Source organism: Brevibacillus sp. NRS-1366, assembly GCF_050467985.1.
In genome coordinates, this window is the sequence record NZ_JBITPN010000014.1 from 1 (window position 1) to 17,368 (window position 17,368).

General features: G+C 42.8%; 13 protein-coding genes and 10 tRNA genes. 22 read left to right on the forward strand and 1 reads right to left on the reverse strand.

Annotation, left to right across the window (positions count from 1 at the left end; translation table 11 throughout):
* The first annotated feature begins 38 nt into the window (after window positions 1-38).
* The 11 genes from ACIFQN_RS07635 (at window position 39) to rocF (ending at window position 2,279) form a co-directional block, all read left to right on the forward strand.
* Window positions 39-114, forward strand: a tRNA-Asn gene (locus ACIFQN_RS07635).
* Between the two features lie 6 nt (window positions 115-120).
* A tRNA-Thr gene (locus tag ACIFQN_RS07640) sits at window positions 121-196 on the forward strand.
* Window positions 197-220: 24 nt separating this feature from the next.
* Window positions 221-294, forward strand: a tRNA-Glu gene (locus ACIFQN_RS07645).
* Between the two features lie 109 nt (window positions 295-403).
* Window positions 404-479: transfer RNA gene (locus ACIFQN_RS07650), tRNA-Val, on the forward strand.
* A 16-nt stretch (window positions 480-495) separates the two neighbouring features.
* Window positions 496-580: transfer RNA gene (locus ACIFQN_RS07655), tRNA-Tyr, on the forward strand.
* An 11-nt stretch (window positions 581-591) separates the two neighbouring features.
* Window positions 592-666, forward strand: a tRNA-Gln gene (locus ACIFQN_RS07660).
* A 6-nt stretch (window positions 667-672) separates the two neighbouring features.
* Window positions 673-748 (forward strand) — tRNA-Lys (locus ACIFQN_RS07665).
* Between the two features lie 72 nt (window positions 749-820).
* Window positions 821-897: transfer RNA gene (locus ACIFQN_RS07670), tRNA-Arg, on the forward strand.
* Between the two features lie 27 nt (window positions 898-924).
* A tRNA-Pro gene (locus ACIFQN_RS07675) sits at window positions 925-1,001 on the forward strand.
* Window positions 1,002-1,041: 40 nt separating this feature from the next.
* A tRNA-Gly gene (locus ACIFQN_RS07680) sits at window positions 1,042-1,115 on the forward strand.
* Window positions 1,116-1,382: 267 nt separating this feature from the next.
* Entirely contained in the window at window positions 1,383-2,279 is an 897-nt protein-coding gene (gene rocF / locus ACIFQN_RS07685; RefSeq protein ID WP_429832439.1) for an arginase, read from the forward strand.
* Between the two features lie 246 nt (window positions 2,280-2,525).
* On the opposite strand, the gene ACIFQN_RS07690 is transcribed toward rocF, so the two are convergent.
* Window positions 2,526-2,675, reverse strand: a complete 150-nt coding sequence (locus ACIFQN_RS07690; RefSeq protein ID WP_429832440.1) for a Spo0E family sporulation regulatory protein-aspartic acid phosphatase — start codon at window positions 2,673-2,675, stop codon at window positions 2,526-2,528.
* Between the two features lie 177 nt (window positions 2,676-2,852).
* Here ACIFQN_RS07690 and sigW point away from each other — a divergent pair, with 177 nt between their 5' ends.
* The 11 genes from sigW to ACIFQN_RS07745 all read left to right on the forward strand — a co-directional run bounded on the left by sigW (window position 2,853) and on the right by ACIFQN_RS07745 (window position 17,093).
* Window positions 2,853-3,416, forward strand: a complete 564-nt coding sequence (gene sigW, locus ACIFQN_RS07695) for an RNA polymerase sigma factor SigW (RefSeq protein ID WP_103109255.1) — start codon at window positions 2,853-2,855, stop codon at window positions 3,414-3,416.
* 17 nt (window positions 3,417-3,433) lie between these two features.
* A complete protein-coding gene (locus tag ACIFQN_RS07700) occupies window positions 3,434-4,057 on the forward strand; it encodes a zf-HC2 domain-containing protein (protein WP_429832441.1) in 624 nt (207 codons plus the stop codon).
* A 107-nt stretch (window positions 4,058-4,164) separates the two neighbouring features.
* Window positions 4,165-4,983, forward strand: coding sequence for a diadenylate cyclase CdaA (gene cdaA / locus ACIFQN_RS07705; protein WP_429832442.1), 819 nt, complete (start codon window positions 4,165-4,167; stop codon window positions 4,981-4,983).
* Window positions 4,976-6,223, forward strand: a complete 1,248-nt coding sequence (locus ACIFQN_RS07710) for a CdaR family protein (protein WP_429832443.1) — start codon at window positions 4,976-4,978, stop codon at window positions 6,221-6,223. The genes cdaA and ACIFQN_RS07710 overlap by 8 nt, the downstream gene beginning before the upstream one ends.
* Before the next feature lie 43 nt (window positions 6,224-6,266).
* A complete protein-coding gene (gene glmM / locus ACIFQN_RS07715) occupies window positions 6,267-7,613 on the forward strand; it encodes a phosphoglucosamine mutase (protein ID WP_429832444.1) in 1,347 nt (448 codons plus the stop codon).
* A gap of 137 nt (window positions 7,614-7,750) precedes the next feature.
* A complete protein-coding gene (locus ACIFQN_RS07720) occupies window positions 7,751-7,987 on the forward strand; it encodes a hypothetical protein (RefSeq protein ID WP_429832445.1) in 237 nt (78 codons plus the stop codon).
* A gap of 90 nt (window positions 7,988-8,077) precedes the next feature.
* A complete protein-coding gene (gene glmS, locus ACIFQN_RS07725) occupies window positions 8,078-9,910 on the forward strand; it encodes a glutamine--fructose-6-phosphate transaminase (isomerizing) (protein ID WP_429832446.1) in 1,833 nt (610 codons plus the stop codon).
* Window positions 9,911-10,174: 264 nt separating this feature from the next.
* Window positions 10,175-12,214, forward strand: coding sequence for a type I restriction-modification system subunit M (locus tag ACIFQN_RS07730; RefSeq protein WP_429832447.1), 2,040 nt, complete (start codon window positions 10,175-10,177; stop codon window positions 12,212-12,214).
* Window positions 12,214-13,557, forward strand: a complete 1,344-nt coding sequence (locus ACIFQN_RS07735) for a restriction endonuclease subunit S (protein WP_429832448.1) — start codon at window positions 12,214-12,216, stop codon at window positions 13,555-13,557. The genes ACIFQN_RS07730 and ACIFQN_RS07735 overlap by 1 nt, the downstream gene beginning before the upstream one ends.
* The gene (locus tag ACIFQN_RS07740) at window positions 13,554-16,529 is read left to right on the forward strand and encodes a type I restriction endonuclease subunit R (protein WP_429832449.1); all 2,976 of its coding nucleotides are present in this window, start codon (window positions 13,554-13,556) and stop codon (window positions 16,527-16,529) included. Before ACIFQN_RS07735 ends, ACIFQN_RS07740 begins: the two co-directional genes overlap by 4 nt.
* A gap of 102 nt (window positions 16,530-16,631) precedes the next feature.
* Window positions 16,632-17,093 (forward strand): hypothetical protein, encoded by a 462-nt coding sequence (locus tag ACIFQN_RS07745; protein ID WP_429832450.1) that lies wholly within the window; start codon window positions 16,632-16,634, stop codon window positions 17,091-17,093.
* Window positions 17,094-17,368: the final 275 nt, after the last annotated feature.

The window sequence follows — 17,368 nt, forward strand, 5'->3', positions numbered from 1 at the left end:
TCATGCAGATTCAGTTTTGAAGGAATGACCTTCAATATTCCTCGGTAGCTCAGTTGGTAGAGCAATCGGCTGTTAACCGATCGGTCGGCGGTTCGAGTCCGTCCCGAGGAGCCATATTATGCTCCTGTAGCTCAGTCGGTAGAGCGTTTCCATGGTAAGGAAGAGGTCGCAGGTTCGATTCCTGTCGGGAGCACCAGAAATTTTATCCGTATTTTATAATGGCCCGTTGGTGAAGCGGTTTAACACAGCAGCCTTTCACGCTGTCATACAGGGGTTCGAATCCCCTACGGGTCACCTAGATACCCCCAAAAGTGAAGTAGCTTTGTAGCAACACTGAGTACTTTTCGGGGGACCCGACAACTTGAAAGATGATAAAAATCATCAGCTCATTTGTGGGGCATCTGGAGGCTTAGCTCAGCTGGGAGAGCATCTGCCTTACAAGCAGAGGGTCGGCGGTTCGATCCCGTCAGCCTCCACCACTTATGAATAAAAAATGGGGAGATAGTGAAGTGGCTAAACACGGCAGACTGTAAATCTGCTCCCTCCGGGTTCGGCGGTTCGAATCCGTCTCTCCCCACCATTTTTTATTTTTGGGGTATAGCCAAGCGGTAAGGCAACGGACTTTGACTCCGTCATTCCTAGGTTCAAATCCTAGTACCCCAGCCATTTTGCGAGCCATTAGCTCAGTTGGTAGAGCATCTGACTTTTAATCAGAGGGTCGAAGGTTCGAGTCCTTCATGGCTCACCAGTATTTACCCAAAAAGTGAAGATTTGCTTTGCAGCGTATTTGAACTTTTCGGGGAATTATAGAAAATAAAATGTGCCCTTAGCTCAGCTGGATAGAGCGTTTGACTACGAATCAAAAGGTCGGGAGTTCGAATCTCTCAGGGCACGCCACTTCAACACAAAAAAGAAAAGCAATATCGGGAAGTAGCTCAGCTTGGTAGAGTACTTGGCTTGGGACCAAGGGGTCGCAGGTTCGAATCCTGTCTTCCCGACCAGTTTTAGCCCTACATTTGTTGTTGGGTTTCGCTTTTCTTTGCGGGTGTAGTTCAATGGTAGAACTCCAGCCTTCCAAGCTGGTCGCGTGGGTTCGATTCCCATCACCCGCTCCATTGAACATGAGACAAACGAGTAGCCTTTAAGGTTGCTCGTTTTTTATTGTGCAGACAAGCGGACGTAATCTATAGCCCGAAAGGCACCTTGCATAAACGCTCCTGTGTACATAAAAACCTTCAGCTGAATCGCGATCACTCCTATGCTGAAAGTCCTGGGGTGTAGTTTTTTTATGCAAATTCCTGTCGAGTTGAGTCATTTCCCTATCCAAGGCTACAATAAAAGCGTAGAAGCTAGAATGAGCTAAAGGAAGGACGGCACTTATTATGAACAAAAACATTAGCATTGTTGGCGTACCAATGGATCTTGGAGCAGATCGTCGTGGCGTAGATATGGGACCAAGTGCGATCCGCTATGCGGGAGTCGTAGCCCGTTTGGAAAAAATGGGATTGAATATTGAAGATAGAGGAGACATTTTTGTTACACGTCCTCATCGTTTTACTGAAACGGAAAACCATAAATATTTGGATGAAGTAGTGGAAGCCAATGCAAAGCTAGCAGATGTTGTAAGCGATATCATGCAAGAAGGACGTTTTCCGCTTGTATTGGGAGGAGATCACAGCATTGCTCTCGGTACGGTGGCAGGTGTAGCCAAGCATGTGAAGAATTTAGGGGTTATCTGGTTCGATGCACATGGGGACTTAAATACTGGTTCCACTTCACCATCGGGCAACATTCATGGAATGCCACTAGCAGCCAGCTTGGGATATGGTCATGAGCGCCTAACAAATATCGGCGGTTTTTCACCAAAGCTGAAGCCTGAAAATGTCGTTGTCATCGGTGCACGCGATCTTGATAGTGGTGAACGTGAGCTGATTAAGCGCATTGGCATGAAAGTATTCACGATGCATGAAATTGATAAATTGGGTATGGCTCGTGTGATGGATGAAGCAATTGCACATGTATCTAAGAACACGGATGGCGTGCATTTGAGTCTAGACCTGGACGGTCTTGATCCGCACGATGCTCCAGGAGTAGGAACACCGGTTATCGGGGGTATCTCGTATCGTGAAGGGCACGTATCGCTGGAGATGCTGGCTGATGCAGACATCCTCTGCTCTGCTGAGTTTGTCGAGGTAAATCCGATTCTTGATCGTGAAAACATGACAGCTCGGGTGGCGGTAGCATTAATGAGTTCAGTTTTTGGGGATAAGCTTTTGTAAAAAATTTTCTTAGATTCCAAGATAAAAAGAGAGGCAGAATATGGCCTCTCTTTTTTTACGTGTAGGAATTAATAAACGGCACGCTTATAAAATGCAGGAGCGCATGACAAGGTGCCTAGCGTTCGCTTCCGGCATTGCTTCGGTAAATCTTTCCACTAAAACGTGGTCGCTCCTCCTTGAGTAGTCCCCGATAGAGGCTTTCTTACGTTTCCGCATCTTTACATTGGTGGGAGAAAGCAGTACATTCTAAGGATGGAGATGCAGCTTGTTCAATAGATGGTCGAGCTGTACACTTAATTCGATTAGTTTAGGAGTAATGGATGGCTGTTCCTTATACTGATCGTTCAGTTCTTTACGCAACTGTTCAATCTGGAGGAGAACATCTTTTTTTGACATTTCTCGCTCTCTCCTTTACAGCATCATAATAAAAGAGCTGCCATCACTAATATATAGAGGAAACGAGTACTCTTATTCCTCTGTTTCCCAACAAATTATCTGCACAAACACGCTTTTTTACGAAACCATTTGCAGTATCATCCGTATATAGGATTACGGTATTGTGGGGAGGATCGCATGGATTTTGTAGAGAAACGATTAACCCAGCGGGCAAAGCGTGGAGACCGTGAAGCTTTTGCCGAGTTAATCGAAATTTATAAAGACAAGATATTCCAGCTAGCGTATCGTATGGTGGGAAATCGCCAGGATGCAGAGGATATCGCGCAGGAGACTTTTTTGCGTGTATATGCAAATTTGCATTCATACGATGACAGCTACAAGTTCTCCACATGGATTTACCGGATTGCGACCAATTTGTGTATCGACCGTGGCCGTAAGAAACGACCTGACTTTTCATTGGATGAAGAAACCGAACCAGGACAGGGAATGGACTGGTATTCGCGTTTATCCTCTAGCGAGAGAACGCCGGAGGAAAAAGTCGTGACGCAGGAGCTGCAGGAGACGGTTCAGGACGCGCTGTCCCATCTACAGCCCAAATATCGCTCGATTATGATCCTGCGCTATATTGAGGATCTTTCCTTACAGGAGATCAGTGATATCGTAAAGCTGCCCATTACAACTATCAAGACGCGGATACATCGCGGACGTGAAGCTTTACGCAGCAAGTTGCGATTGATGTGAGAAAGGAGAAAATCACGATGGAATGCCGGGAATTGATTATCCTCATCCATGAATATCTGGATGGGGACACTGATGAACTTACCAATCAGCATTTGCAAACACATATGAAGTCCTGTGTGAGCTGCCGCCAGCATATGCACGAGTTGCAGCGGGCCATCGCTTTTGTACAAAGTGCTTCGCATGTTCATGTTTCTTCTGATTTTACGGCGCGTGTTCTTGCGCAATTGCCTGCTCCGACAAAGAAAAACCTGTTATCAAGCTGGCTGCGGAATCATCCGTTCCTTACAGCGGCAGCAGTCTTTTTCTTTTTGATGACCGGCAGTTTATGTGCGAATTGGTTTGATCGGAATGACATTTTGCAAGTATCCTCTTCTAATATGGATAAGCTGAAAATAGATCGCGAGCGTAATGTCGTAGTGGTACCTGCAGGCACCAGCATTGACGGGGATTTGGTGGTGCGAAACGGCAACGTGGAAGTACAAGGACAGGTACATGGAAATGTAGTTGCCATTGAAGGAAAAGTATTTGTGGCATCCACTGCCCAGGTAGTGGGTAATACCGAGTCCATCGAAGCCATTTTCGATTGGATCTGGTATGAGGTGAAAAATATTGGAAATGACTTGCTTCCAGTCTTGCCATAAGAGAAAATAGAGAGTACAGCTATCAACAGCACGGCAGTGGAGCCGTGCTTTTTCCACAGGAGATAGGCTGACTTACCTTAGATGGAGCGAGATATGGGGGCTTCGTTATGATATCGATGGACTATGGCGACTTATTACGGTATGGAACGGATATTCTACTCGTTACATACGTGATTTATAAAATAATCATGCTTATACGCGGTACGCGTGCTGTACAATTGCTAAAGGGGATTATGGTTATCGTAATCACCTGGCTCCTCAGCAAGTACTTCCAGTTGACTACGTTGCATTGGCTGATGTCACAAGCCTTTACCTTTGGGGTACTGGCGGTTGTCATCATTTTTCAACCGGAATTGCGGCGTGCCCTGGAGCAACTGGGGCGTGGCAAACTTTTTTCCCGTTCCAGCACCATTCAAGATGATGATGTGGTGAATCGTTTGGTGCAAGAGGTGTGCAAATCAGTCACATACATGGCCAAGCGGCGGATTGGGGCACTGATCGTCATTGAGCGTGAAACGGGTCTTAACGACTATGTGGAGACGGGTATTGCGATTAATGGGCGCGTGAGCTCGGAGCTGTTGATCAATATTTTCATTCCGAACACGCCATTGCATGACGGGGCAGTCATCATGCGTAAAGACGTTATCCTGGCTGCTGCCTGCTATCTCCCGCTGTCTGAAAACAATTCCATCTCCAAGGAGCTGGGGACGCGCCACCGTGCTGCAATCGGGGTGAGCGAGGTTTCTGATGGCATGTCGATTATCGTATCCGAGGAGACTGGCCAGGTGTCCTTTGCCGCTCATGGTGCAATGAATCGCAATCTGACGGAGACGCAACTGGCAGAGATGCTGACAGAACAGCTCCAGCCTCTGTCAAAGGGCAAATCCATGGGAAGTCGTTGGCAATGGAGGCGAAAACATGGATAAATGGTTAAACAGTCATTGGTTTGCACGTGCTGTCGCACTGCTTTTGGCTGTTATGATGTGGATGGTGGTCAACCTGGAAACAGAGCAGACGACCACCCCAGAAGCGAGTCAGCCAGTTTTTATTGACGGGGTTACCCTGCATGTCAAGTACGATACGGACCGTTTTCAGGTAGTAAAACAGCAGCGAACGGTTAAAGTGGCGCTTGAGAGCAATAACCCTTTTTACAAGCACAACTTCTTCCCGGCTGATTCCATGGAAGTATACGTCGATGCGACCAATTTAGGAAAAGGGACGCATCGTGTACCAGTCCAATATAAGGGGTTTCCGGATGAAGTGAAGGTCGGGATTATCCCGAACATCGTTGAAATTACGTTGGAAGAGAAAAAGACGGTGGAACGAGAAGTCAATGTGGAAATGCTGGGACAGGTAGCGCCCGGCTATACGGCCGGAGAGCCGATTGTAAAGCCGTTCCGTGCGCTTGTACGGGTCCCTGAAAGTCAGGTGGACAAAGTGGCTGCTGTAAAGGCTTCTGTCGATCTGGAAGGAGCTACATCGGCGATTAAGACTACGGTGCCTCTTAAAGTGGTGGACAAGTCGGGGAATGTGATTCAAGGGGCCGATGTTGTACCGCTCACGGTAGAAGTAAATATCCCGGTAACAAGCCCGTTCGTTAAGGTACCGATCAAATTAAACTTGACGAATGAAATGCCAAATGGCTATAGTTTGGCTAGTGTGGATATGAATGTGGATGAGGTTACCGTGTTCGGGCCAAAAGAAGTGATTGACGCCATGAAAGCGACCACTTATCCCGGACCGGAAATTGATCTTAGCAACATTACATCAGATCGTCTATTGGAGCTAAAGATACCGATAATGGATAACATCGTGAAGGTGGAGCCGGAGTATTTAAAGGTATCGCTAAAAGTAGTTCAGTCCACAGGCAAGCATCTTGAGAAGATCCCTATTCGCATTAGCGGATTATCAGAGGGCATGCAGGCAAAGGTGTTGTCCACTGATGGTCAGGAAATGTCTACAATCAACTTTGATGTAATAGGTGCGGAACAAGTACTCAGTCAATTAAGACAGGAAGACTTGCAGGTCGTAGCAGATGTCAGCAACATGCCCGCTGGTGTATATGAAGTCGCTTTGAACTACATTTTCAATCAGCCGGATTACATCAAGACCTCAGCGAGCGCACCGAAGAAGGTCACAATTGAAATCACGAACAAGCAAAGGTAGACATAAGCTGTTGTGTGCACAAGGAAGGAAATGAGGGACAAACATGGGGAAGTATTTCGGAACAGACGGTGTACGTGGAGTGGCAAATACGCAGCTGACACCCGAGATGGCATTTAAAATCGGACGCGTTGGCGGCTACGTTCTCACCAGACACAAGCAAGAAGGTAAACCAAAAGTGGTGATTGGGCGTGATACGCGCATTTCCGGGCAAATGCTGGAAAACGCCCTTTTGGCGGGCTTGCTATCGGTTGGAGCAGAAGTGGTCAGGTTGGGTGTCATCTCTACCTCAGGTGTCGCGTATCTCACGCGTGCACTCGGTGCAGATGCGGGTGTCATGATTTCGGCCTCCCACAATCCGTTTCCGGATAACGGAATCAAGTTCTTCGGCAGCAACGGTTTTAAACTGTCCGACGAAGTAGAAGCAGAAGTGGAACAATACTTGGACGCGGCTGAGGATACTTTGCCTAGACCGACAGGAGAACAAATCGGTACTGTACTGGAATTTTTAGAGGGAGGACAAAAGTATCTCTCTCACTTGAAAAGTACTGTTACCGAACGATTTGACGGCTTGAAAGTCGTGCTTGATTGCGCGAATGGGGCAGTCTCTTCACTTGCAGCCCGTCTGTTTGCTGATGTGGATGCAGAGGTTTTTACAATTGGGGCCAACCCAAATGGCGTCAACATCAATGAACAATGCGGCTCTACGCATCCTGAGCGCGTACAGGAGGAAGTACTAAAGCATAAGGCAGACCTTGGTCTTTCTTTTGACGGGGACGCTGATCGTTGTATCGCAGTGGACGAGAATGGAGAAATCATCGACGGCGATTACATTATGGCGATTTGTGCGCGTGCCCTCAAAGCAAAAGGGAAGCTGAACAACAATACAATCGTAACGACAGTCATGGCGAACATGGGCTTTTTCAAAGGGATGGAGGAATGCTCCATCAATACTACAAAGACGGCTGTCGGGGATCGCTACGTGGTAGAAGAGATGCTGCGCGGCGGTTACAACCTCGGTGGTGAGCAATCCGGTCATATCGTCTTCCTGGATTACAATACAACAGGAGATGGTCTGTTGACAGGCTTGCAGCTCCTAAACATCATCAAGGAGTCCGGCAAACCTTTGTCCGAACTGAAGCAGGTGATGGTCAAGTACCCGCAGCTTTTGATCAATGTACGTGTTGAGGACAAGTCCAAGCTCAGCGGCAATGCGGCTATCGAGCAAGCGATTCGTGAAGTAGAAGAAGAGCTGGCTGGCAATGGTCGCGTGCTGGTACGCCCATCTGGAACAGAGCCCATCGTACGTGTCATGGCAGAAGGTCCAGACGCCTCTCAGTTAGAGGGACTGGTTCATCGGATCGTGGACGTTGTCAAACAAGAACTCGTGTAAAAAATAATGCAAGGGGAGTGGTGCGATGCTACTCCCTTTTGCATACTTGTAAATGACGAAGAATATTGTCGCATGCAGCTAACTGTGGTACAGTGTTCATGTGCATCTGCACAAACGTGAGAACGGTAAAGGAGGGGATGCGGGGGGAGAAGAGGAGAAAATCGTACAAAAATGAGCAAACGTTGATAAGCGCCAGCACTGTGGCTGCCCGACATGGAGCCCAGTGGACGAGGTGGAGGTTTATCGAAGGATTCGGCGGATACCTCCCGGCAGCAGTATCACTGCCGCAGAGTGCATGGACAAAACATCAGGGTGATCTGGTGGACAAAACCGTGCGTGTGATACTTTTACTGACCATGGACGAAAAATCGTAAATAGATAAAAACATGGAATGGCGGGGGCACACCCCCGTACCATTGGCATTGGGTTGTGTCCCCGTCGATATGGAAGGGGACCATTCAGTTATGTGCGGAATCGTAGGATATATTGGAGATAAACAAGCGCAAGATATCGTCATCGGAGGACTTCGTAAGCTGGAGTACCGTGGTTACGACTCAGCAGGGATTGCTGTTGTGAACGAGAGAGGATTGGAGCTGGATAAAGCACAGGGACGTCTAGCTGTGCTGGAAGAGCGTCTAGAGGCGCAGCCACTGAGTGGATTTATGGGAATTGGACATACGCGTTGGGCGACCCACGGAAAACCGTCTAACGAGAACTCCCACCCTCACACTGATGCGAAGTCATCCTTTGCTGTTGTTCACAACGGAATCATTGAAAACTTTTTGCCGCTAAAAGAGGAGCTTTTGGCAAAAGGCTATACTTTCACCTCTGAGACGGATACAGAAGTCATCGCTCACCTGCTTGCTGACATGTACGATGGGGATATCGTTTCGACAGCACGCAGAGCTGTACAACGCATGCGTGGTGCCTATGCACTCGGAATCATGACCGAGCACGAGCCAGATAAGCTTGTAGCGATCCGATTGGCTAGCCCGCTGGTTGTTGGGGTAGGCAATGGCGAGAGCTTTATCGGTTCGGACATCCCTGCTATTTTGGAGCATACGCGTGATGTATACATTTTGAACGAAGGCGAAATGGCTGTACTTACACGTGACGGCGTGGAACTGATGGACGCAGAGACCGGGGAAAAAATCGAGCGGGATCTGTTCCATGTCGAGTGGGATCTGGTGCAAGCGGAAAAGGGCGGATACGATTCCTTTATGCTCAAAGAAATTCATGAGCAGCCACAAGCTATTCGCGATACGATGGGCGCGCGGATTGACCAGGAGCAAAAGCGTGTCATCTTGCCTGAGTTAAAAATGAGTGATGCCGAGCTGGCGTTGTACGATCGCATTTACATCGTCGCTTGTGGTACTTCTATGCATGCAGGTCTGGTGGGTAAAGACGTTATCGAAAAATGGACCCGTGTACCGGTTGAAGTAGCAGTCGCTTCCGAGTTTCGCTATCGCGACCCGATCTACACCGACAAGACGCTGATGATCGTGATCAGCCAATCCGGTGAAACAGCCGATACGCTGGCTGCGCTGCGCGAGGCGAAAAAGAGCAACGTGAAAGTAATGGCTATCACCAATGTGGTAGGCAGCTCCGTAGCTCGCGAGTCCGACGAAGTGCTCTTCACTTGGGCAGGTCCAGAAGTAGCCGTAGCCTCCACAAAAGCGTACACCTCTCAGGTCGTAGCCCTCTATCTGTTCAGCCTGTATTTGGCACAGGTAAAAGGCACACTGACAGCAGGTGAGGTTGCCGAAGTCGTGGAGCATCTCGAGGAGATCCCTGCCAAAATCGCCTCCATGCTGGAGGATGCCGACCAGGTGCGTCATTTTGCAGACAGCACCAAAGGGGTAAGCAGCCTGTTCTTCATCGGCCGCAGTCTTGATTATGCTGTATCGCTGGAAGGCTCTCTGAAACTGAAGGAAATCTCTTATATTCACTCTGAGGCGTACCCTGCTGGTGAGCTGAAACACGGTACTCTTGCGCTGATTGAAGATGGTGTACCTGTAGTCGCACTCGCAACGCAACCAGACATCTACGAAAAAATGGTGAGCAACATCGTGGAAGTAAAAGCCCGCGGCGCACACGTGCTCGGCTTTGCTACTGAAGGCAACTACGATCTGATCAAGAGTGTGGATGAGGTCATTTACATGCCAACCACACTGCCAATGCTCACCCCGATTCTGACCGTCATTCCATTGCAATTGCTCGCTTACTACGCATCCGTCGCTCGTGGCCTTGATGTGGATAAACCACGGAATTTGGCGAAGAGTGTGACGGTGGAGTAAGAGGGGATAGGGTTAACGGAAAATTGTTGAAAGACAACAAAGTTGAATACTCGACAACAAAGTCGCATACTAAACAATAAAGTTTGATACCGAACAACAAAGTCGCATACTGAGTTTAGTAAAGTATTCATACAAAAGGCATGGTTTAAATACCATGCCTTTTGTTATGTAATTGCGCAATCTATGATGAAAAAACAAAGAGGTTTCGATACAATTAGATCGAAGCCAATGTATAGTTTTGGATTGATTAAAGGAGTGTTAAGAATGAGCCAGGCACAAAACAATGAATTTATTAACTTTATATGGAAAAATGCCGAAATCTTGCGAGGTCCATATAAAAAAGAGGAATATCAAGAAGTAGTATTGCCGCTTTGTGTATTACGTCGTTTTGACTGTTTGCTAGAACCATCAAAAGAACAAGTAGTAGAAAAAGCAAAAACCATCAAACATGATGCCATATTAAATAAGATTACTGGCTACGATTTCAACAATACAAGCAAATTTGATTTTCAAACGCTCTTAAAAGATCCTGACAATATTGCAGCGAACCTCCGTAATTACATACAAGGCTTTTCTGCTAATATCCGTATTATCTTTGAACGATTCGAGTTTGATAAGCAAATTGAGAAGATGGATGAACACAATTTATTATATAACGTGATGCAACTATTCGCTGGGATTGATTTAAGTATAAACCGCGTTTCAAACATACAGATGGGATACATTTTTGAAGAATTTATTCGCCGTTTCTCAGAAAATGCCGAGGCTGGTGACCACTATACGCCACGTGAAGTGATCAAATTGATGGTGAACCTCATTCTAAACGAAGATCAATCTGAGTTAATGCAAGAAGGGAAAATCGTTCAAATCGGAGACTTCGCTTGTGGGACGGGGGGAATGTTATCAGAAGCGACTCGTTTTATTCAAGAGTTAAATCCAAACACACAAGTGGAGGTATTTGGGCAAGAATTTAATCCGAAGTCTTATGCGATAGCGTGTGCGGATTTGCTTATCAAAGGGCAAAATGCAGGTCATATTGCTTTTGGCAATTCTTTAACCGATTCTGACGGACACAAGGGGTTGCAAGTAAGATATGCATTAATGAATCCACCTTTCGGGGTTGATTGGAAACATTATGGGGAGAGTATTATAGAGGAGCATGAAGAGAAAGGAAAAAATGGCCGATACGGTGCGGGGTTACCTCGAACATCAGACGGTTCCCTTTTATTTTTGCAACACATGGTATCAAAAATGAAACGTGATGAAAAGGGCAGTCGTATGGCAATTATCTTCAATGGTTCTCCATTATTCACTGGTGATGCCGGAAGTGGAGAAAGTGAAATTCGACGTTGGATTATTGAAGAAGATTTATTAGAAGGTATCGTAGCATTGCCAGACCAGTTATTTTATAACACAGGAATTGCAACTTATATTTGGATATTATCAAATCGTAAAAATGATGACTTAAGAAAGGGAACTGTGCGTAAAGGGAAAATTCAACTGGTTGATGCAACTAGTTTTTATGCAAAAATGCGTAAAAGCCTCGGAAATAAACGTAATGAGATTACGGAAACTCAAATTGCTGAAATATCTCGTATTTATGGTGAATTTAAGGAAAATGGGCATAGCAAAATTTTTGATTTAAAGGACTTTGGCTACAATAAAATAACGATTGAACGACCTCTACAACTGAACTTTATGATATCGCCTAGTCGTATCGAAAATCTATATAACGAGACCGCATTTGCAAAATTGTATGATGAAGAAGCATATATGGAGTTAGTTCGTAAAAAAGACAAAAAAACTGCTGATGTTAAGAAGTTGAAGGCATGGGAAGAAGGGAAAGTGCTCCAAAATAATATTATTGAGATTTTAAACAATAATGTTTCTGAAAAATTATACAAAAATCGAGAAGACTTTTTGAATGCCTTGAAGCCTTTATTTAAAAATATTTCAGAAGTAAAAACAGGTTTGTGGAAAGCAATCTATATGGGATTATCAGAACGAGATGAAACAGCGGATATTTGTAAAGATAATAAAGGAAAGATGGAGGCAGATGCAACGATTCGAGATACAGAAATTGTTCCTATAGAAGAAAATATTTATGAGTATTTTAATCGTGAAGTGATTCCTCATGTACCTGATGCTTGGATCGATGAAAGTAAAACAAAAATTGGCTACGATATTCCGTTTACTAGACACTTCTATAAATACGACCAGTTGGAAGGAACTGCTGTTCTAAAACAAAATATTATCGAATTAGAAGAAAGCATTCAAGAGTTACTAAAGAAGGTGCTGTTGTAATGAACTATAAACCTTACAAAGAGTATAAAGATAGCAGGGTCGAGTGGGTTGGGGATATGCCACTTCACTGGCAACTCGCCAGAGTAGAACATGTAACCAGAAAAACTGCAAAGAACATAGCAGTCAAAAGCTTCGCAAATAAGGAAGTTTTTTATTACGATATCCCTAATGTTCAATTAACCGGGAAGGGTCGAATAGAGCAGGGTGAAAATATCGATAGCAATAAATTTCTATTAGTGGGCGGAGAAGTTGTTATTTCCAAACTGAATCCAAGAAAAAGCACAATTGCACTAACAGAAAAACATGATATGTTAACCATCTGTTCAACAGAATTTGTACCAATATTCCCCACGAGTGTGACAAATAAATTTTTGTATTATATGTTGTCAAACATTGGGGTTTCAACTTACTTAAATTCTTTAGTTAAATCTACAACATATAGCCATCAGAGGGTACAGCCCGATCAAATTACAAAAATGCTCATTCCTATTCCTTCAGATATAGAACAACAAATAATTGCGAAGTTTCTAGACGATAATTTAGATAAAATTAATCGCATTATTCGGCAAAAAAATAATCAAATTGATTCGCTTAAAAAATATCGTCAAGCTCTAATCGCTGAAACAGTGTCTCGAGGATTAGAATTACACCCAAAAATGAAAGATACTGGAGTTGAGTGGATTGGGGAAATACCCGAACATTGGGATATAAAGAGATTGGGATTATTAGGGGATTTACAAAACGGAATTAGCAAATCTTCGGATGATTTTGGATTTGGGTATCCTTTTGTAAGTTATGGAGACGTCTATAAAAATATTGAGCTACCAAAAGAAGTTGTTGGGTTGGTTAATTCTACTCGTTCGGATAGATATATTTATTCAGTGAAAAGAGGAGATGTATTCTTCACAAGAACATCAGAAACAATCGAAGAAATCGGATTTACATCAACTTGTTTAGAAACAATTGAAGAAGCAACTTTTGCAGGTTTTCTGATTAGGTTTAGACCGAGGACAAATGATTTGTTAGCGAACTACTCAAAATATTATTTTAGAAGTGAAATCCATAGGAAATATTTCGTGAAAGAAATGAACATTGTTACAAGAGCTTCATTAAGTCAAGAGTTATTGAAAAAACTTCCGGTTATATTGCCTTCTCTGGAAGAACAACAACAAATAGCAGATTTCCTTGATAATAAGTGTTTACTTATCGACAATCTAATTAACCGAATACAACAACTCATTATAGACCTCGAAACTTATAAAAAATCACTCATATATGAAGCAGTAACTGGAAAAATAGATGTCCGTAATTATGCCGAAAACAACCAGGAGGTGACAATGTGATAATTACACCAAATGCATTAAAAGAACGAGCGTTTCAAACAGTGGTCAGGGAATACTTGACCACTGTGAATGGTTATACGGAAGGGAAAAACCAAGATTATAACGGTCAATATGCTGTGGACGAAACTCAATTATTTCTATTCCTTGAGAGTACACAAGCCAAACCATTAGAAAAATTAAAGGATATTTATAAAGGGCAATACAAGCAAAAAATTTTGTTTCGGTTAGATAATGAATTAAAACGGCGTGGAATGGTTGATGTACTCCGTCATGGGATCAAAGATTATGGTGTACAGTTACACTTGTCGTATTTTCGACCACCTACTACATTAAATAAAGATTTAATTGCTCTCTATAACCAAAATCGACTTTCTGTTACTGAAGAACTTGTTCATAAAGAGGATGAACGTATTGACCTAGTAATATTTCTAAACGGTTTGCCTGTTTTGGCATTCGAATTAAAGAATGAATTTACTGGTCAAGATGTCCAGGATGCAAAACAGCAATGGATGTATGAGCGAAGTGGAAAAGATATCCTTTTCCGTTTCAAGCAACGTGTCATCGCCTGTTTTGCTATGGACACAAACGAAGCCTTTATGACAACAAGATTAAACGATACGAAAACTTTTTTCCTCCCCTTTAATAAAGGATATAACAAGGGGAAAGGTAATCCTCCAGTTGAAGGGAAGCTTAAAACGCATTATATATGGGAAGATGTGCTAACTCGTGATAGCTTATTAGAGATCCTTGATAAGTTCGTTTATTTGAAGGTAGATGAAGAAGAGGATGATGACGGGAATATCAAAATAAAAGAGACGCTTATTTTCCCTCGTTATCATCAACGTGACGCTGTTAAAAAGGTGCTATTACATGCAAAGGATTTTGGCTCAGGGCAATCATACCTCATACAACATAGTGCTGGAAGTGGAAAGACAAATACGATTTCGTGGTTATCACATCGATTGGCAACATTACATAACGATGATAATGATTCTGTTTTTGATGGAGTTATCGTTGTAACAGATCGTAAGGTTCTTGATAAACAATTACAAAAAGCCGTGTATCAATTGGAACACAAAGCAGGAATGGTTACAAAAATCGAAGAAGACTCAAGTCAATTAGCTGAATCTTTAAATAAGGGCACAAAAATTATCATTACAACCATTCAAAAATTCCCGTATATTTTGGATAAACTTAGTACATTAAAAGAAAAAAGTTATGCAATCATCATTGATGAAGCACACTCATCAACAAGTGGGAAGAACATGGCTGCACTCACTACTAGCTTAACGCTAGAAGAAGCACAGAAACTGGACGAAGAATCAGAAGCGAATGAAACAGACACGGAAGAGAAGATCTTAGCGGAAATTACTCGTGTTGGAAAACAACCGAATATTAGTTTCTTTGCTTTTACAGCTACACCGAAGGGCAGCACGTTAAAGATGTTCGGCACAGAAGATGAAGGAGGGAAACCGCGTCCGTTCCACCTTTACAGCATGAAGCAGGCGATACAAGAGGAATTCATCCTTGATGTATTAAAAAATTATGTAACATATAAAACCTATTTCAGAATTGCAAAAAGGATCGAGGAAGACCCAGAATTCGATAGTGCCAAAGCAACAAAAGCGATATCGCGTTTTGTTAGTTTACACCCTCATAACATCGATCAAAAAACAGAGATCATCATTGAACATTTTCGGAAAATTACAAGAAAAAAGTTGAACGGACAAGCAAAAGCCATGGTAGTAACAGCTTCACGTTTACATGCGGTTCGATACAAACTTGCGTTTGACAAGTACATCAAGAACAAAGGTTACAAAGATATGAAAGCTCTTGTTGCATTTTCTGGAACAGTTAAGGATCATGGAAATGAATATGCAGAGAATGAGATGAACGGCTTCCCCGAAAAGCAACTGCCAAAAAAATTCGATAACGACGAATATCAGGTATTATTAGTTGCCGAAAAATATCAAACGGGATTTGACCAACCTAAACTACATACAATGTTCGTAGATAAAAAGCTAACTGGATTAAAAGCAGTTCAAACGTTATCACGTCTTAATCGAACTTATCCTGGCAAAGAAAACACATTCATCTTGGATTTTGTTAACGAGCCAGAAGACATTAGAAAATCATTCGAACCTTATTATGAGGAAGCAGTGTTAGAAGGTGATATCGAACCGAATGAGCTTTACAGCATTCAACAAGAATTAGACAACTATATGATTCTCCGCAATGATGAAATCGATAAATTTGTAGAAATTATCTACAAAGAAAAGCAAAGTAAACGTGATACGGAGTTATCCAATAACTTTATCGATTCGGCAATTATTCGGTATTCAAATCTAACAGAAGAAGAGAAACGTGATTTCGTCAGCAAAGCCAGAAAGTTTAATAGCATTTATATGTTCGTCTTACAGATCACACCCTTTCAAGATATTGATCTGCACAAGTTGTTCGTCTACCTCCGGTATTTGTTGAAGAAAATGGCACTAAAATCAGGAGACAAAATTAATTTAGAGGACAAGGTTGTGTTGGAGTATTATTCTGTTAAAAAGAAAAGCGATGGAAGCATTACTCTTAATGAAGATGGCGAGGATTACACGGTTTCGATCTCTGTCAGTGGCGGCAAATCGAACGAGGAACCCCCAAAAGATCCACTTACGATAATACTTGAGCGATTAAACTCAAAAAATGGAACCGAATTTGGTGAGCATGAAAAATTAAACATTCAACAAATCGTTGATATAGCCACAGAAGATGTAACACTTCGGACTCAAGCAAAGAATAATCCATATGATGATTTTATTTTGGGGTTTCGAAAACGCTTCATGGAATATGTTGTGGAAGGATTTGAGAAAAACCAAATTTTCTTCGGTAAAGTGCTTGAAGATGATCTGTTTCGCGGACAACTAGAGGAATATATGGGCGAACATGTATACGGTATTTTAAATCAAAAAGGTAAAACGTGAGAGGGGGGGATTATTTTCCTCCCTTTTAATTACCCTTAGAGGACAAACGCCATTCTGTATCGAAAGTGCATGTATCACTCTTTTGGCAAAGGATGATCGTCTTTGTACATTGAGAATATAAGAAAAGCGTTCAGTTCTCTAAGTCGAACCGAAAAAGAAAAACTCGCAAAAGAAACAAAAAGAATTCTACTTGGCAAAGGGAAAATCAGTAACTCTGTTCGACCAGCTGAAATAGAAGAATACATTGATAATTTCACAAAAGGAAAAGAAACTAAAATTAAATATTTCGAGGGTTTCATCGAAGCATTGGATACAATGTATCCCGACGGTGCAAAGAATGCTTTCTTTTCGGGGAGCTTTAATAAGGGAAAGAACTGGCGGGATTTAATGCTGAAACTTACAAACGATATACCAGTTGCCAAATTAGAGAAATATTATGAAAACGATCTTGTAATCAAAGAGCTTAAATCATTATTTATTGCTTTAGTGGAAGGCTGCATCACAGAAGATGAAGAAATAACCATCCAAAGGCTTCAAGCGTTAAATGATTTAATCAAAAAATAGGAATTTTGATCAGAAATGTTGAAAAAAGCCAACATTTCTTTTTTTTATCCCTAAAATGTTGTTTTTAAACAACATTTATTGTTAATAATATCCAATATACGTTGTTTTAAAACAACGCAAGAATCGTTAATAAAATAAAAAGGTAATAACCCTGACCCAACATTATTTCAATTACTTGCAAAAAATTAATGAAAATATGGTGATTATCATTTTTTTGAGGTTTTTGATTTCCTTGCCCTTCGGGTAGCTTTACCAGTGCACTGTTGCTACCAAGA

Bases quoted from the DNA above. Each gene is read 5' to 3' on its own strand.
- ACIFQN_RS07735 (WP_429832448.1), top strand. From the start codon at position 12,214: ATGAACTATAAACCTTACAAAGAGTATAAAGATAGCAGGGTCGAGTGG.
- sigW (WP_103109255.1), top strand. From the start codon at position 2,853: ATGGATTTTGTAGAGAAACGATTAACCCAGCGGGCAAAGCGTGGAGAC.
- ACIFQN_RS07730 (WP_429832447.1), top strand. From the start codon at position 10,175: ATGAGCCAGGCACAAAACAATGAATTTATTAACTTTATATGGAAAAAT.
- glmS (WP_429832446.1), top strand. From the start codon at position 8,078: ATGTGCGGAATCGTAGGATATATTGGAGATAAACAAGCGCAAGATATC.
- ACIFQN_RS07700 (WP_429832441.1), top strand. From the start codon at position 3,434: ATGGAATGCCGGGAATTGATTATCCTCATCCATGAATATCTGGATGGG.
- rocF (WP_429832439.1), top strand. From the start codon at position 1,383: ATGAACAAAAACATTAGCATTGTTGGCGTACCAATGGATCTTGGAGCA.
- ACIFQN_RS07720 (WP_429832445.1), top strand. From the start codon at position 7,751: ATGCGGGGGGAGAAGAGGAGAAAATCGTACAAAAATGAGCAAACGTTG.
- ACIFQN_RS07690 (WP_429832440.1), bottom strand. From the start codon at position 2,675: ATGTCAAAAAAAGATGTTCTCCTCCAGATTGAACAGTTGCGTAAAGAA.
- glmM (WP_429832444.1), top strand. From the start codon at position 6,267: ATGGGGAAGTATTTCGGAACAGACGGTGTACGTGGAGTGGCAAATACG.
- cdaA (WP_429832442.1), top strand. From the start codon at position 4,165: ATGATATCGATGGACTATGGCGACTTATTACGGTATGGAACGGATATT.
- ACIFQN_RS07710 (WP_429832443.1), top strand. From the start codon at position 4,976: ATGGATAAATGGTTAAACAGTCATTGGTTTGCACGTGCTGTCGCACTG.